This window comes from Bacteroides sp. HMSC067B03 (assembly GCF_001811315.1).
In the GTDB taxonomy this organism is placed as follows: domain Bacteria; phylum Bacteroidota; class Bacteroidia; order Bacteroidales; family Bacteroidaceae; genus Bacteroides; species Bacteroides faecis.
Genome location: NZ_KV804467.1, coordinates 52256 through 69606, shown reverse-complemented (window position 1 = coordinate 69606; position 17351 = coordinate 52256). Strand labels below are relative to the sequence as shown.

Below are 17351 nucleotides of genomic sequence, written 5' to 3'. Positions count from 1 at the left end.
GGATAAGAAATTAGTATTTTTCAGCGTTTATTCTTCATCCATCAGGATTTCAAGAATCTGGCAAGCAGCCTTCGCTACCGGAGTACCCGGACCGAAAATAGCAGCTACACCCGCTTTGTACAAGAAATCATAGTCCTGTGCAGGAATTACACCACCAGCGATTACTACGATATCTTCACGGCCCAGTTTCTTCAGTTCTTCCATGATCTGCGGAATCAACGTCTTATGTCCGGCAGCCAATGAAGAAACACCGACTACATGGACATCATTCTCAACCGCTTCACGGGCAGCTTCCGCCGGAGTCTGGAACAATGGTCCCATGTCTACGTCGAAACCACAGTCCGCATAACCTGTTGCTACTACTTTGGCACCACGGTCGTGACCGTCTTGTCCCATCTTCGCAACCATGATACGAGGTTGACGTCCCTCTTTCTTCGCAAACTTCTCAGCCAGTTCACAAGCACGTTTGAAGTCGCTATCGTTTTTACTTTCTGATGAATACACGCCTGATATAGTTCTAATTATTGCTTTATAACGTCCTACAATCTTTTCGCAAGCATAAGAGATTTCACCCAACGTTGCACGAACACGAGCTGCTTCCACTGCCAATTCCAGCAAGTTACCTTTACCGGTCTTCACACATTCGGTAATCGCTTCCAGCGCTTTGTCTACCTCAGCTTGGTTACGCCCTTCTTTCAAACGCTTCAGATTCTCGATCTGTTCAAGACGCACCGCTGTATTATCAATCTCCAGAATATCAATCGGAGCTTCTTTTTCGAGACGATATTTGTTCACACCGACAATTGTCTGAGAACCGCTGTCGATACGAGCTTGTGTACGGGCAGCAGCTTCTTCGATACGCATCTTAGGAATACCGGTTTCAATCGCTTTCGCCATACCGCCCAGTTTTTCTACTTCCTGAATACGTTCCCAAGCTTTATGAGCCAGTTCATTCGTCAAGGCTTCTACATAGTAAGAACCACCCCACGGGTCAACGTTCTTGCAGATATAAGTTTCTTCCTGAATGTAAATCTGAGTATTACGTGCAATACGTGCAGAGAAATCGGTCGGAAGAGCGATAGCCTCATCCAATGCATTGGTATGCAATGACTGAGTATGTCCCAAAGCGGCAGCCATAGCTTCAATACAAGTACGTCCTACATTATTGAACGGATCTTGCTCTGTCAGTGACCATCCGGAAGTCTGGGAGTGAGTACGCAATGCCAGTGATTTCGGATTCTTCGGATTGAATTGTTTTACAATTTTAGCCCACAACATACGTGCTGCACGCATCTTGGCTATTTCCATGAAGTGATTTGTACCAATCGCCCAGAAGAAAGACAAACGAGGAGCGAAAGCATCGATATCGATACCTGCTGCAGTTCCGGCGCGGAGATACTCCAAACCGTCAGCCAATGTATAAGCCAACTCGATATCTGCCGTAGCACCCGCTTCCTGCATGTGATAACCGGAGATAGAAATTGAATTGAACTTAGGCATCTTCTGTGAAGTATATTCAAAGATATCGGAAATGATCTTCATAGAGAATGCAGGCGGATAGATATAAGTATTACGCACCATGAACTCTTTCAAAATGTCGTTCTGGATAGTACCTGCCATTTCTTCCAGCTTGGCACCTTGTTCCAGACCGGCATTAATATAGAATGCCATAATCGGAAGTACCGCACCATTCATAGTCATAGACACTGACATCTTGTTCAAAGGAATACCATCGAACAAGACTTTCATGTTTTCGAGCGAACAGATAGAAACACCGGCTTTACCAACGTCACCCACTACACGTTCGTGATCGGGGTCATAGCCGCGGTGAGTAGCCAAGTCGAATGCTACTGACAAACCTTTCTGCCCGGAAGCCAGGTTACGGCGATAGAAAGCATTGGATTCTTCAGCTGTAGAGAATCCGGCATATTGGCGGATGGTCCAGGGGCGAAGAGTGTACATTACCGAATACGGACCACGCAGATAAGGAGGAAGTCCGGCAGCATAGCCGAGATGTTCCATACCTTCGAGGTCTTCTTTTGTATAAACAGGCTTCACTTCAATGTGTTCCGGTGTATTCCATTCAGCGGAAATTCCGTTAGCCTTTTGCCATTCAGCACCGTTAGCAGGCTGAAATGCAGCATATATATCTAAGTTTTTAAAATCTTTTCTCATCTTACTTCAATAGTTTGGCGTTAAACTCTTTCAAGGTATCCAGTACGTTGACACGAACATGGATGAAGTTCTCGATACCTGCTGCCTTAAGTTCGTCCATACAGGCAGGAGCACCTGCTACAATAAACATAGCACGACCATTCAATGCTTTGAATGCAGGTATTGCATATTCAGCATATTCATCATCACTTGAACAGATGACAACAATGTCGGCTTTAGCAGCCATAGCAGCTTCTACCCCGGCTTCAACTGTTTCGAATCCGAGATTATCGACAACTTCATAACCGGCACAAGCCAGGAAGTTGCAAGAGTATTGTGCACGTGCCTGACGCATTGCCAAATTACCGATAGTCAGCATAAACGCTTTCGGACGCTTACCGGATGCTTCCGTTTCAAGACGCAACGCTTCAAATTCGCTGGCAGCACGGTCGAACACCAATGTATCCACATCTTTCTCGCAAGTATGGTCTTTACCTCCACAGCAACATTTTGCTTCTACCGGTTTCTTGTCACCTGCCTTTTCATTGAAGTTAGGGAACTGGTTGGTACCCAGCAACACTTCACGGCGCTGGGCAACTGCTTTATGACGGGCTTTATTGCTTTCATTCACAGCAGCCTGAACCGTACCGGCTTTCAACGCCGCATAGAAACCACCGGCTTCTTCTACAGCAAGGAAGAGCTCCCATGCTTGCTTAGCAATAGACACTGTCAGATTTTCGATATAATAAGAACCGGCAGCCGGATCAATCACCTTATCGAAATGAGATTCTTCTTTCAACAACAGTTGTTGATTGCGTGCAAGACGTTCTGAAAACTCATCCGGAGTTGAATATGCTTTATCAAACGGAACAACTGTCATAGAGTCTACACCACCTAATGCAGCACTCATCGCTTCTGTCTGTGTACGAAGCAAGTTCACATGAGCATCAAACAAGGTAAGGTTGAAAGTAGAGGTTTCGGCATGAACAGCCATCTTCGCAGCACAACGGCATTCTCCGTTAGCACCTTTATTATCACAATCGCGCAGACATTCCGGGTTGTAAGAAGCTACGATATTAGCCCACAACATACGAGCCGCACGGAATTTCGCAATTTCGAGGAAGTAATTGGAACTGATACCGAAATTGAATTTGATTTTCTTTGCTACTACGGCAGAAGGAATCCCGGCATCCGTCAATTGATTCATGTATTCATTACCCCAAGCCAGCGCATAACCCAGTTCCTGAGAAATGTAAGCTCCTGCGTTGTTCAGTGAGATTGCGTTTACATTCAGTACGCGATAGAAAGGAAGTGGTTGGATAGCTTCGATCAGGGCTTTGGCTGTTTGAATCATATCCCCCTTTTCTTTACCACGGGTCAACATCTTGTTGAAGAAGTCATAATTGATAGAGCCTTTCAGCTTTTTCACATCATAATCCTTCTTCTGGAAATAAGCTACCAGCAGATTAGCCAACTCAACAACGTGTCCCTGACAGGTAGAGAAGTTAAGTTCTACACACTCAGCTTGAATATCATTCAACAGTGTTTCAATGTATTCTGCATTGAGTTCTTTTGCTTTTACATGGAAAGAAAGCGAATCAATTCCTTTGTTGAGGATATCCAACGCTTTCGCATTGGCTTCCTTCGGACATTCTACTTTGATTTCCTGACGAACCAGCCACTCATTATTGTTTTTCTTGGTACCTCTCAGATAGGGAAATTCTCCGGGAAGCGCGTCTGTTGTCTTTAAACCTTCCAGATCTTCCATCCGGTAGAAAGGTTTCACTTTGAATCCTTCGTTTGTTTTCCAAACGAGTTTCTTCTCAAAATCAGCACCTTTCAAGTCGGCTGTAACCTTCTCCATCCATTGCTCGGTGGAGACAGGAGAAAAGTCTGAGAAGAGTTTTTCTTTTTTGTCTGCCATAGTTTATCTAAAATTAAAACAAGAATTAATATTGTCTTTATTTTTATGTATCTCTTTCCAAATGTCCGTCGTTAGACCTGCAAATATAACTAATTAGTTAAAACAAAGCTCTTTTTTAGAGAAAATTCGCACTGTACACTTGCACAATGTCGGACATTTGCCCGGGAAAATAAAAGACGGGAAATATTTGATTAGCTCCAATGTTATGAGTAATTTTGCACCCGTTTTTAGAAGAACATTATAAAAACTACTAATATTTATGGATTGGTTACAAAGTTTATTGTGGGACCCCAGTTCCGTGGCACATATCGTGTTCCTCTACGCCTTCGTAGTGGCAGCCGGTGTATATCTCGGTAAAATAAAGATATTCGGAGTATCTCTGGGGGTTACATTTGTTTTGTTTGCCGGCATCCTAATGGGACATTTCGGCTTCACAGCCGATACACACATCCTACATTTCATCCGCGAGTTCGGGTTGATCTTGTTCGTATTCTGTATCGGTCTTCAGGTGGGGCCATCGTTCTTCTCTTCTTTCAAGAAAGGGGGAATGACGCTGAACCTGTTGGCTGTAGGCATCGTAGTGTTAAATATTGCCGTTGCACTGGGACTCTATTACCTTTGGGACGGTCGTGTAGAATTGCCGATGATGGTAGGTATCCTCTACGGAGCTGTGACGAACACTCCGGGACTTGGTGCTGCCAACGAAGCACTGAATCAGCTGAGCTATAACGGACCGCAGATTGCACTGGGTTATGCTTGCGCTTACCCGCTTGGTGTGGTAGGTATCATTGGTTCTATCATCGCCATCCGCTACATTTTCCGTGTCAACATGACGAAAGAGGAAGAGAGTCTGAAAGCTCAAAGCGGAGATGCACATCACAAACCTCACATGATGAGCCTCGAAGTACGTAATGAATCTATCAGCGGAAAGACACTAATTGAAATCAAAGAATTTCTGGGACGTAATTTTGTTTGTTCGCGTATTCGTCACGAGGGACATGTAAGTATTCCGAATCATGAAACCATATTCAATGTGGGCGACCAGTTGTTTATCGTCTGCTCGGAAGAAGATGCTCCCGCAATTACCGTATTCATCGGTAAAGAAGTGGAACTGGACTGGGAAAAACAAGACCTTCCGATGGTTTCACGCCGTATCCTGGTTACCAAACCGGAAATTAACGGCAAGACTTTGGGATCTATGCACTTCCGCAGCATGTATGGCGTAAACGTTACCCGTGTCAACCGTTCGGGTATGGACCTGTTCGCTGATCCTAATCTGATATTGCAGGTGGGTGACCGCGTCATGGTAGTAGGCCAACAAGATGCTGTAGACCGTGTAGCAGGTGTACTAGGTAATCAGTTGAAACGTCTGGATACACCGAATATCGTTACTATCTTTGTCGGTATCTTCTTAGGTATCCTTCTGGGTAGTCTCCCGATCGCATTCCCCGGTATGCCGACGCCTCTAAAACTAGGTTTGGCAGGCGGTCCGTTGGTAGTAGCCATTCTGATCGGACGTTTCGGTCATAAGCTGCATCTGGTGACTTATACCACAATGAGTGCCAACCTGATGCTTCGTGAAATCGGTATTGTACTCTTCCTTGCCAGCGTCGGTATAGATGCCGGTGCCAATTTCGTGCAAACGGTGGTCGAAGGAGACGGATTATTATATGTAGGCTGTGGATTCCTGATTACGGTGATCCCATTGCTTATTATCGGTTCTATCGCCAGATTATATTATAAGGTGAACTACTTCACCCTGATGGGATTGATAGCCGGTAGTAACACTGACCCTCCTGCATTAGCTTATGCCAACCAGACAACATCCGGCGACGCTCCTGCAGTAGGATATTCTACCGTTTATCCGTTGTCCATGTTCCTCCGTATTCTGACGGGACAAATGATCTTACTGGCAATGATGTAAATCGAGCTCAGCTCTTATCAATAATAAAGCCGGCCAAATTCTTCGATGAATTCAGCCGGCTTTCTTTTTATCTCTTCTTTTTTACTTTTGTATTTCTTTCCAATCAAAATCTAAGTTGCAGTTTTTTCGCCACAAACTCTTCTATAAACCGCACAGTTTCTTCAATTCCCAATGAAGAAGAATCAATGCACAAATGATAAGTGGCAGCTGCTCCCCATGTCTTATAACTATAATAATTATAATATTCAGAACGTCTTTTATCCGCTTTCTCTATCATTTCTTCCGCTGCTTCTTCGTCAATATGATGCATCTGACACAACCGTGCGATACGGTCATCTTTCGAAGCTGAAATAAAGACATTCGCACAACGGGGATGCTCCCGCAAAATATAGTCGGCACATCGTCCGACAAACACACAGGATTTCTCCGCTGCCAGACGACGGATTACATCGCTCTGTACCTTGAATAAGGCATCGTTGCTCAGACAGTTGGTACAAGGCATCGCCCCTTCACTGATAAAAGGAAAACGCATACCGAACAGCCCGCCAATAATACCTTGCGAAGCTTTCTCATCTGCCTTTTCAAAGAACTCTTTGCATAATCCGCTCTCTTCAGAAGCCAGATTGATCAGTTCTTTATCATAAAAGTCGATACCCAAACGGGCTGCCAACTTTTCTCCTATTTCTTTTCCGCCACTACCTAACTGGCGACCGATATTGATAACATAATTACCGCTCATAGTACATTTTGTTTTATGGTTCTGTAGCAAACATACGACTTTTTTCTAATATATCATAAAGCAACGGCATATTAATATGCTTTCTCACATGTTCTGCCAATTTATCATACTGCTCTTCCTTAAACGCCGTATAGTCAAATGTCTGTTGCCCCAGTTTACCGATATAGGGAGCAAGCAGAAAATCAATAAATGGCTGATTATCCAATATTCCATGAATGTAAGTCCCCAAACATTTCTTCTGTTTATCCTGATAACCATCCTCGCGTCCATCTGCCAATTGATTGAATGGTGATGGTGGAGAACCTTCGGCAGGCACAGTCCTCCCCATATGTATTTCATAGCCTTTGCAAAGAGCTTCTGTCCCGTCAAAAGTAAATTCCACCTGCCGGGTTACCTTATCTCCCTGCATAGTGGTAATCACAGGAAGCAGCCCCAGTCCCGGCAGCATTCTGACATTTCCTTCCACTCCTTCCGGATCACGCACTTCCAATCCCATCATCTGATAGCCTCCGCAAATCCCCATAACCGTCGCTCCTTCCTGCGACGCTTTCAAGATAGCCTGTGCCACGCCATTCCGACGTAATTCATAAAGGTCATCCAATGTATTTTTACTTCCGGGCAATAAGATGATATCCGCTTTCGTGATGTCATCTACATTATTAGTATAATACAAATGTACCCGTTCGTCCCGTTCCAGCACATTGAAATCTGTAAAGTTGGACAGATGTCTTAACAAGATGACGGCAACATTAATTTTACCGGCTGCCGCTTCCCTATTCTTACTCTCAAGCATGACGGAATCTTCCTCTTCGATATAGATTCCTCTGTAATAAGGGACTACTCCTAACACAGGAACCTTACAAAGGTCTTCTATCATCCGGATACCCTCTTCAAATAAGCGGATATCTCCTCTGAATTTATTAATGATAATCCCTTTAATCAGTGAACGTTCTTCGGGAGTCTGCAACAGGATAGAACCATAAACACTGGCAAAAACACCTCCACGATCAATGTCGGCTACCAAAAAGACGTCTGCCCCTGCATGCATCGCCATTGGCATATTGACCAGATCACAATCCCGAAGATTGATTTCTGAAATACTTCCGGCACCCTCCATGACAATGGGATTGTATTGGTTCGCCAATCGGTCATACGCGTCATTCACCACTTTACGCAGTTCCTTGCGTCCCTCCTTCTGGAAAAACTCATATGCGCTCCGGTCACCAACCGGTTTACCGCACAGCACAACCTGGGCTGTCTGTTCCGTGCTGGGTTTCAATAACAGCGGATTCATATCTACATGACACGACAGTCCGGCTGCTTCCGCCTGTACGGCTTGCGCCCGCCCTATTTCCAGTCCTTCCGGAGTAACGTAGGAATTCAATGCCATATTCTGCGCCTTGAACGGTGCAGGAGTATAACCGTCTTGTTTCAGAATGCGGCAAAAAGCCGCAGCCAATACACTTTTACCTACATCGCTCCCTGTTCCGGCAAGCATAAAAGAGTTGAGTTTCTTCTTTTCCATCTCTACATATCTAAAAATAAATCTCTATCGTTTTGAGGATATTACAAAGATACCACAAAACAATAGAGATTTTAATTCCAGTATAATCTTTTAATATTTTGTATCTAATAAGAAAACAGCATTATCAAATACACTTATTTCTTCTTTCCCCATTTAGGCGTGATGCCAATAAAGAATTCAAAGTTAATTCCCGGCATCGGACGAGACAATACCGAGAGATATTCTTCGTTAAACAAGTTATTGACTGTTCCTTTCAATGACAAATCTGCCCAACGGAGTGAAAATCCTTTCTCAAGAGTCACATTGCTCATCAGGTAATGAGGGAGATGCCCCGTCAATGTTTTTTTATTACTTGTCATGGTATAGCGTTCACTATAATAGCACCACTTATACAACAAGCTCCAACTACGATAAGACAGTCTGCCTGACAACGTAGCCGAATATTCCGGTACATACGGCAGCTGCTTTCCCAATGACTGATCAGCCGAACTCATCGGTTCACCTTCATTAATCGAAGGGGTCCAGGCAAAAGTAGAATGTACTCCCAATTTCCAGTTCTTAGCCAACCGTAATGCGAGATCCGCCTCCGTTTCTATACCATAAGCGTGCACTTCTTTGATATTAAGAGGAGAATAATACCCTTTAAAATTGGGTAACCAAATAATCCAGTCATTGACATGTTGATCAAACCACGAAGCTGAACCGGACAAGGTGTAAACATTATCCTTACTCACAGCAAATGACAATCCGGCTTCATAAGTAAACCCGCTCTCACGCTTTAAATCCGTATTCCCTCCCGGCAGGAAATAAAGGTCGTTTAACGTAGGAAAACGATAATTGCGTGTTATGGAGGCTTTAGCTGTTATATTCCCTTTTTTCGACAGAACATAATCGACGAAAAAAGCAGGAATAATCGGCGACCAATTATCACCGTACATTTCTTCCCTCAATACCACTGACATCCCCAAGCGTTCTATCGGACGCCATTTTGCCGATACAGTACCGGAAAGTTCTACACGTGCCTTATCATAACCGACCACCGCCCGATTGCCAACCAGGGTAATGATATTTTTATCCGAACTTTTCACAAAATGCTGATGTGCCGACAGCCCGGCGGTAAAAAGTAACTTTTCCGTTAGAAAATACTCACCATCCACTTGCCCGTAAAGAGTATTGATTTTACTTCTCGAACGAGTCATGGAAGCCATATCTCCATTCCCTTTATCATTTTTATAATCATACGCCATCCATGTATAGATATAACCGGCTTTCGTCCCCAACTTCCAGTTTTCGCGTGTATGATCCCACGACAGAACACTGCGCAATGTATGCTCCCGCTGACGATTCTCAAAACGAGTTCCGTCACTCTGGTCGCTCGTCAACCGTCCCAATTCCCGGTTAGAGTTAATATACCATGCATTCAGTCCGAAACGGTCACCCTTACCTGTGTTGTAGTACGCCTCTTGCAAAAGATGTAAGTCCTTAAATGACGCATTATTATTACGTTCGACCGGATAATATTGTGAAATAATCGTATAATTATCATCATAGATATTCTCTTTCTTATCGCGGTTGCGGAACTTAAAATCATTAGGTGAAGACTGATAGACCGCACGGGTCGATACCTGCCAATGCTTGTCTCCATACGTCAGACGTAGAAACTCGTCAAACGTCCGATAGGAACCAACTCCCTGAACATATTGCATACCAAATCCTTGTTGATCGGCAGGTATAGTAGAAAGTTGTACCAAACCACCTAAACCACCGCCCACCATATTGACAGATGAAGTGCCATGCAACAGAGAAGCATCGTCTATGAAGTAAGATGGAATTGTAGAAAAGTCGGTCATACCCAGCATCGGGCTATTTATTCTCATTCCATTCCATGTCACCTGCGTATGTGAAGCCGATGTTCCACGAAAAGAAACAGTCGAGAGCGTAGCGCGTCCGTAATTCTTCACAAAGATAGAAGAGTTGAATGTGAGCACATCAGCCATCGACAAAGCTATATTTTCTTTCAGGACAAGTGAGTCAAACACTGTTTTCTGCACGCCGATATCTTTCATTGGGCGCTTGGCCTTGATTTCAACTTCACGAAGCCGTATTCCTCTTTCCGCCCAGTTTTGCTTATTTTCCGTTTGCTGTGACCGGAGAACAATAGGCATGCCCCACATGACAGCTATAGTAAAAATGATCCATTTCGTCTTTTTTCCCATATATTTCCCTTTTGGTTATTTCCAACAAAATGCTCCGGGAATAATCCCTACATAGAATTGGTCTATTAATTTTCCTTCCTTCGTATAACGATATACAATGCCGTCTTGCTGATAATCAATGGCATCTGCCACATATACGTCACCATTTTTCGGATCGACCGTCAACCCATAATATATCGTATTACTATACTTAAGAAATGGACGCACGGGGACACGGTCAGCATCGACAGACATCTGCCATATATCTTTATTGATCCAATAAAGCATATCACCTTCCCGGTTCAGTTGCACTTCGGAAGGCCAGTCGCCAAGTTTAAATTTAAACTGTTTCTCAACCTGGAACGTCTCGGCATCGATCCGATAAAGCGACGGAGCTTCATAGCCATACGGGCTGCCTTCATAGCCCCCATCGGTTATTGTCCACATCTTATTATTTTTGTCCAGTACCAATGATGTAGGTTGTATCCCCACAGTCAGTTGATCCACCACCTTATCCGTTTCTGTATCTATCTTCAGGATACGGTTCTGATACGACCAGCAATTCACAAACACGTACTTACCATATTGCACCATTTGCTCCGTCGATCCGGACTCTGTAGTCATGTCGGGACAATCAATATATCCGGTAATCTGATAAGTCTTGGGATTGACTATAAAAATGCGGTTATCCCATATCTGCGTGACATAGGCTTTCTCGTCCGAGAGGAAATGGATATAACGTGGAGAAGTCAGCCCCGTTATACGTCCTACCTCTTTAAATGTATTAATATTGATAGCGTAAATGACGTGAGAATTATTGACCACCACCCAGCCAACGCCGTTGCGGATTGTCATCGATTGGGCTACATCACCCAGCTTCATGGCATTAGCCCGGTAGAAAATCTCATTCTCCACAGTTTTCGTTTCCGGGTCATAATAGGATAAAGTAGCATTCCCATACTGGAAATTACCTTCGTTTGTAATAAAAAGCCCTTCCCCTGTTGCGGAGAAGTCTTCCATTTTACCGTAATCCCATTCCATGCAACCGGTAAAGGCTATCAAAACAAGAAAAACGAGCAATTTTGAAATTCGATTCATTGTTACCTCCTATAATATATAAATTCATTTGTTACTACAATCGCGCTACGGACTTGATGAGGATACCATTAAACGCAAGAAAGAGTGTCCGTTTATAATCGGGCACTCCATTCTCTTTTCGATCAGCGACTATTATGGTTCTTCATACTTCCCCGCTTTCATATCTGCATAAGTAGGGTTATAGCCACATGTAGACACGCTCCATTGCGAAGTCTCCGTAAGAATATTTTTGGTAAATAACGGCGCAAACGTACTAAAATTCTTTAAGGCATTCTGATTTACTATTTTGATGCTTTCGACGCTTTCCAATGATGGGAATTCAAGTGTGGTGAGCGCCTCATTTCGATACGCATCTGTAATTCGCGTCGGTGATATTGTCAGTCCACCCTCAATCGCCCTCAACTTAGGAAACGAAAATTTTTCTATCTTAAAATCAGTTTTCGCACCAGTATTAATAGTCAAGCTACCATTGATAATAGTCAGTTCCGGATAGTTAAATTCTTCCTCATCACTAATCTGCCATGTCGACACCTTATTTTCTTCTGAAGTGAAGGCTTCCCCGATAGATTGCAACTTAGGCATTTCTACACCACATCTTAAAGACGTGACCTTCATATTCAGAGACTTGCCAACCTTCATAAGACTACCAAAAGAACACTTGGCAGCCGCCTTAGGTATTTGCTGAATAGCAAGACTCCCCCCGACTTCTGTCAAATTTGGGATATCAATGTCTTTAACTGGAGCAGCTGTCACCCCACTAATTGCAATAATCGCATCTCCTTTTATGATTTTCATCGGCAATGTGAATGCTGTGACATAATTAAAATTCCCCGATTCGAAATTACCATTGATTACAGAAAAGCCCTCAAAAGTAAAAGAAGTAATTCGCGAGGTATTATCCGGTCTAATATAAATGCTACCATTGAATGTATCGTCCGCTTTCACAGTGGCTAATTTTTCACATGTGAGCCGAAGTTCTCCTCCATTAAAGTCAATTCCTCTTAGATCAAGTTCCGTAATCCCGACACCCCCTAAGCTTAATCCTTTTACATTTTTCAGATGAGAAAGGCAAGAAAAATCGGAGACGTTCTTCACCCCCGTCAAAGTAAACACTCCATTGACTGTCTCTAAAGCAGCAAAGCCTGTCAGATCTTTTATTGTTCCACTGTTTAAATATAAATCTCCATCGACTTCTGTCATTTTTGAAAAATCAATGTTGTTAACGTTGCTGCAATTTCGGATATAGATTTCCCCGCTCTTTAGCATTTCAGGAGCCTGAATATCCGACAAAGCCGAGCATTGAGTAAATGTGAAACCACCGGAACGAACCAATTCCGGAAATACAAGCCCCGGCATCTGAGAACATTGATCAAGAGTTGTCATTCCATCGATTTCCTCCAACACAGGATAATAAATAGATGTCATGCTTTTCTGGTACTGTATTGTCATGTTTCCACCCACTTTTTTGAGCTGGGGGAAAACGATTGATTCGATATCGGAACTTTCCGTAGCAGTAGTCGAACCGATTAGCGTAAGATCATCACCTATGAAGGAGAGCATATTGACATTGACAGAGGTAAGGTTATCTGTCGTGATATTAAATGTTTCTCCGACTGATGCCAATAATGGCAGATTGATATTTTTAACCAGGGCATTACGCAAAATCAAGTCACCGGTAATTTCCTCCAATGCCGGTAATGCAATATCCTCAAGCGTTTCATTGTCCGACATTTTATAAAGAGTACCGAGCTTTATACTGCCTGCATGTTTGAGCGAGGCTAATCCTTCCAAATTTTGTCCCTTATAAGATGATTTGATAATGATAGAGTTGGTTACACTCTCCAGGTTGGAGAGCCCATCAAGATTTTCAATACCGTCACCGTTATCCGTACCAATTGTCAGGTTACCGTCGATGCTATTGATCTGTGTGGCTTTGAATTTATCAACGTCAGCCTGTGTCTCTAACACGACATTTCCGCTCTTGGAAATATCGCTATACTCATAGGTATAATGATAAACACGGCTTTCTTTGTTATCCGCCGTAGCTATAAACTGCCATTCTTCGTCCCATGCGGTGATTTCTGCCGGATCGGGGTTGATTCGGGCATTCTCACTCAACGTATACGATGCTTTCGCATTTTCGAGAGATACATTATAAGGTATGCTTACCTTGATTTTACCTTCGGTAATAGAAGCATCGTATGTCACCCCGTCTACTGTAAGTGAAAATGCGACGATATAATTATCTTTGCCGACAAAAGAGACGCCGTCATCGTCGTTACAAGCGATAAATGCCGTAGCAAAAACCGCCATCATCAATATCTTGAATAATTGTTTCATTTCTATTTCTTATTATTTTCATCTGTAAATCCGTAAACTTCTGTTGAGTTCTCACCCAGCCATCCCGCTTTAGCATTGACGCCGGTCTGCACTTTGATGAAATCAATATGCGTAAGATTCGCCGATGATCCATCCAAATTTACAGCATCCGATATCTTGAAATAATTACTGATAGACGAGGCATTGGGATTGTCTTTCGAAGGCATATCATCGCCTACATTGTCAGCATATCCCCATTCGAACGACCGATTTTCCCAGAATCCCGGTCGAGACTCTACGGTTTTAGATTTTAACCGCGTTCCATACAATGTATAAGAATCTTCCTTAATCCAGAGCGGATAATAGTAAGCCTGAGGATGATATCCCCCGAGGTAATCTACCTCTCCTACATTTCCCTGGTTATCAGCCCACTGAGTTGCCATTTTTGCACCACCGGGACGATAATAAGTCACTGCATAATCCTGAATAGTACCGTTCTTTCCATATTCAGAACCTTTCAGTTCGTACCATTCGTCATCAGGCAGTTGGTTTCCGTTTACATCCTGCATCACCCATACGATACCCGGCTCGGACGATCCTTCAAATGCGTTGCCTATGATAGAAAAGTCATAGCCGCCCTTATTTTCGATGCTATGGTCGAAACCTACGACAATATAACCTCCCCAGCCACCGAGTGAAACATAGGAAGTGGTTGCCAGTCTATTTTCCGCATAGGCGATAGCTGCCTCCTGTGTAGATTCCGTCCCGGTATATCCGGCTGTATTCGTCTCATTCACGAATTGTCCGGGTGCCGGTATAAATTCATATACCTTATTACTATTCAACGAACAACCTTCCGTGTAAGGACGCTTTTCGGATGCATCAATGCATGCAACCGGAATATCCAACGATATTTTATCCGTACCTGTCACGCTAATGTTGCGTGTGATCCGTTTCTGAGCAGCACTGTTTCCGTAAGAAAGAGCAAAGGTCAGCGTATGTTCTCCCTTCGCTTCGGGTGTATATGCATACATCAGTGAATTGGCTCCACTGATAGGTTCTCCATCCAGACTCCATTGATAATTGGCGACAGACGATATGTTAACATACGGTCGGAGATAAAGAGTACGCCCCAAAGCAACTGTTTTTACGAGGTTTTCTGTATAAAATGACGGAGCAACAATGGTTGCATCAGCCGATAATTTGTCTACTACATTGACCACTACTTCTTTCGAAGTATCGCCATCTTCATTTTTCGCATAAAGTACTAGTTTATAGGAGCCTAACTCCTGCTCGTTGAAAGTATATTCGGCAGTTGTACCTACTTCTTTCCCGTTCAGAGTCCACCGGAATATCGCTCCTTCCGCATTCTGAATGTCCGGTGTTATTTTGTGTTCGCGGCCGGCAAGCACATTCAGCCCACCGGTCGGAACAACTAATGAGATAACCGGCGGAGCGAGTTCATTCACTTCCATACGGATTTCTTCTTCGGAACTACCTTTGGGGGTATCCACCCGGATAGTCACATAATATGAACCAGATTGATTGAAAGTATAAGTCAATGAAGGGCTATCCGAAATAATCCGACCGTTATACTTCCATGAATAAACCGCAAAGTCAACATTTGAATAAGTAGGATTTACCTTGACTTCTTTTCCCACCTTAACAACGTAAACACCCGTTTCGCTGTCGAGCTCAATAAGAGGATTTTCATTTTCCTGCGTTATAACATCGTCTTTATTACAAGAAATGACAAGCGCTAATAATAGAGGGAGCAATAAATACTTTCTCACAACTGATTTTATTTAAAGATTTCAAAATTACAATGAAATGGAAAGGTTATCTAACGCACAGTATGCCGGTGTGTTCAATCCGTAATCACTCTTGTCACTACCGACAAAATTAACGACAACCATATGAACACCCGTTCCGAGATCTGTCAGGTCAACCTGATTCCAGCCGGTCCGAATTTCGCCGTGTAAGCCTGACTCTTCTTCTTTACTCTTATCGAAATTGGCAAGATAATAAGTGACTTTACCCGTAGGAGCCACAGAAGTATCGGACGATGCGAAGCCGATGAATTCAACCTTGAACCAACCTTCCTGCTCTTCGAGTGATTTGCCACCAGTCGTAAATGAATTACCATCCCGCATGACAATTTGCGAATAAGTCGTATTGCAGACATATACACTGTTGAAAGTTCCTGTTTTTACTGTTCCCTCAACCGGTGTTCCTTCTTCCACAACTGTATAGCCGGTAGCATCTGTCAGATAGATCTTTGCGCATTTGTCATAGGTAGAAAGCGGATCATTGTAAAAATCGCTATATCCGTAGGCTACAACGAACTTATCATTATCTACACCAGCTATTCCTCCGTTATATACGCTACACTGATTCAAATAGGTACCGTCAGTAATATCCGTATAATCCGAAACAGCCAAGCCGCCATTCCAATAGTCATATTGCCACGGGCGGGGTTCTTCTCCCCATTCTTGTTCGAGATAATTAACAGGAAACTGTACATACGTTCCACTGTTGCCTAATTGTACCTTGTAGCCTTCAGTGATTTGCCCCGCACCTCCGGTATAAAGATTAGCACCGTATTTATCCGAAGCGGTATAAGCTGCGGGTACATTAGCAAAATCAATAACATACGGATCGGTAGTAACCGAACGTGTTACAGCACCTGTAGAATCCACCGGGGATACGAGAAAATCATCTTCTGCATTACAACTGGCAAACAACACTGTTGCCATCAATAAGACAGCACCCATCAAGAAATTCAAATTCTTTTTCATAACTCATTCATTTAAATGAATAATATGTTAACTCTCACAAAAAAAAATCCCGTTTGTGTAAGAGTTACACAAACGGGGCTATATGAGGTACCAAATATGAATGACTTCGTATCTGACCACAACCTGATCTCAATCCCGCAGGTGTAAATCTATCCTAGTTATGGCAGGTCTTCTGACTCGTCCCAATTATCGCGCCTTCCCAGTGTCTACACCAGTGGCAAAAATACGATAATCATTAAGGGGGACTTACAGCAGCGGGTACTGTTCCGGATTCTCACCGGATTCCCTTTTCATCCTGAACGAAATAATCTTTTCAGGAACCATTACATTTGCAAAGATAAATCTTTTTTTTATGTTTTATCTTTTTTGCCGTTTATTTAACGCCTTAATCTTCCATTTTTTCGACTGAACGCCAGTTTGAATGAAGAACTATTGAAATGATGAATGAAGAATAGTTCCAAGATCAGTTCCAACCGTTGAAACACTTTGTTTCATGCCTTGAAACAATGTGTTCCAAGTAATGAAACAAAGTGTTTCATACGGTGAAACAAAGTGTTTCAAGCGCTTGAAACTTTCTGAAACACCTATCCATTTGATTAACTTGACCATAGCTACAATTTCGCTTAACCTGTTCTTTCAGTAAGTACTAAATCATTTTTCAGTCAAGAATACATG

10 protein-coding genes and 1 riboswitch are annotated in these 17351 nt (G+C 43.1%); of the genes, 1 reads left to right on the top strand and 9 read right to left on the bottom strand.

Annotation, left to right across the window (positions count from 1 at the left end):
- Positions 1-27 precede the first annotated feature (27 nt).
- Together scpA and mutA are read right to left on the bottom strand one after the other, a co-directional pair.
- On the bottom strand, positions 28-2175 hold the full coding sequence (scpA, locus tag HMPREF2794_RS23805; protein WP_010539318.1) for a methylmalonyl-CoA mutase: 2148 nt from the start codon (positions 2173-2175) through the stop codon (positions 28-30).
- A gap of 1 nt (position 2176) precedes the next feature.
- Complete coding sequence (gene mutA, locus HMPREF2794_RS23800) at positions 2177-4078, bottom strand: methylmalonyl-CoA mutase small subunit (protein WP_010539319.1); 1902 nt, start codon at positions 4076-4078, stop codon at positions 2177-2179.
- A gap of 259 nt (positions 4079-4337) precedes the next feature.
- On the opposite strand from mutA, the gene HMPREF2794_RS23795 reads away from it, so the two are divergent.
- Positions 4338-6002 (top strand): putative transporter, encoded by a 1665-nt coding sequence (locus tag HMPREF2794_RS23795; RefSeq protein ID WP_010539320.1) that lies wholly within the window; start codon positions 4338-4340, stop codon positions 6000-6002.
- Between the two features lie 103 nt (positions 6003-6105).
- On the opposite strand, the gene HMPREF2794_RS23790 is transcribed toward HMPREF2794_RS23795, so the two are convergent.
- The 7 genes from HMPREF2794_RS23790 to HMPREF2794_RS23760 form a co-directional block, all read right to left on the bottom strand.
- Positions 6106-6741, bottom strand: coding sequence for a cytidylate kinase-like family protein (locus tag HMPREF2794_RS23790; protein WP_055271582.1), 636 nt, complete (start codon positions 6739-6741; stop codon positions 6106-6108).
- Positions 6742-6754: 13 nt separating this feature from the next.
- The gene (locus HMPREF2794_RS23785; protein ID WP_010539322.1) at positions 6755-8266 is read right to left on the bottom strand and encodes a cobyric acid synthase; all 1512 of its coding nucleotides are present in this window, start codon (positions 8264-8266) and stop codon (positions 6755-6757) included.
- 134 nt (positions 8267-8400) lie between these two features.
- The gene (locus HMPREF2794_RS23780) at positions 8401-10440 is read right to left on the bottom strand and encodes a TonB-dependent receptor plug domain-containing protein (RefSeq protein ID WP_168166628.1); all 2040 of its coding nucleotides are present in this window, start codon (positions 10438-10440) and stop codon (positions 8401-8403) included.
- Between the two features lie 57 nt (positions 10441-10497).
- Positions 10498-11559: a DUF5074 domain-containing protein gene (locus tag HMPREF2794_RS23775; protein ID WP_022301994.1), complete on the bottom strand. Its 1062-nt coding sequence runs from the start codon at positions 11557-11559 to the stop codon at positions 10498-10500.
- 132 nt (positions 11560-11691) lie between these two features.
- Positions 11692-13899, bottom strand: coding sequence for a DUF4971 domain-containing protein (locus HMPREF2794_RS23770; protein ID WP_055271576.1), 2208 nt, complete (start codon positions 13897-13899; stop codon positions 11692-11694).
- 2 nt (positions 13900-13901) lie between these two features.
- The gene (locus HMPREF2794_RS23765; protein WP_022301996.1) at positions 13902-15671 is read right to left on the bottom strand and encodes a PKD-like domain-containing protein; all 1770 of its coding nucleotides are present in this window, start codon (positions 15669-15671) and stop codon (positions 13902-13904) included.
- A 27-nt stretch (positions 15672-15698) separates the two neighbouring features.
- On the bottom strand, positions 15699-16676 hold the full coding sequence (locus HMPREF2794_RS23760; protein ID WP_010539327.1) for a DUF4465 domain-containing protein: 978 nt from the start codon (positions 16674-16676) through the stop codon (positions 15699-15701).
- A gap of 144 nt (positions 16677-16820) precedes the next feature.
- Positions 16821-17016: riboswitch (cobalamin riboswitch) on the bottom strand.
- Positions 17017-17351: the final 335 nt, after the last annotated feature.

Coding starts and splice junctions, on each gene's coding strand:
- HMPREF2794_RS23770 (WP_055271576.1), bottom strand. CDS start 13,899: ATGAAACAATTATTCAAGATATTGATGATGGCGGTTTTTGCTACGGCA.
- HMPREF2794_RS23790 (WP_055271582.1), bottom strand. CDS start 6,741: ATGAGCGGTAATTATGTTATCAATATCGGTCGCCAGTTAGGTAGTGGC.
- HMPREF2794_RS23795 (WP_010539320.1), top strand. CDS start 4,338: ATGGATTGGTTACAAAGTTTATTGTGGGACCCCAGTTCCGTGGCACAT.
- HMPREF2794_RS23760 (WP_010539327.1), bottom strand. CDS start 16,676: ATGAAAAAGAATTTGAATTTCTTGATGGGTGCTGTCTTATTGATGGCA.
- HMPREF2794_RS23785 (WP_010539322.1), bottom strand. CDS start 8,266: ATGGAAAAGAAGAAACTCAACTCTTTTATGCTTGCCGGAACAGGGAGC.
- HMPREF2794_RS23780 (WP_168166628.1), bottom strand. CDS start 10,440: ATGTGGGGCATGCCTATTGTTCTCCGGTCACAGCAAACGGAAAATAAG.
- HMPREF2794_RS23775 (WP_022301994.1), bottom strand. CDS start 11,559: ATGAATCGAATTTCAAAATTGCTCGTTTTTCTTGTTTTGATAGCCTTT.
- scpA (WP_010539318.1), bottom strand. CDS start 2,175: ATGAGAAAAGATTTTAAAAACTTAGATATATATGCTGCATTTCAGCCT.
- mutA (WP_010539319.1), bottom strand. CDS start 4,078: ATGGCAGACAAAAAAGAAAAACTCTTCTCAGACTTTTCTCCTGTCTCC.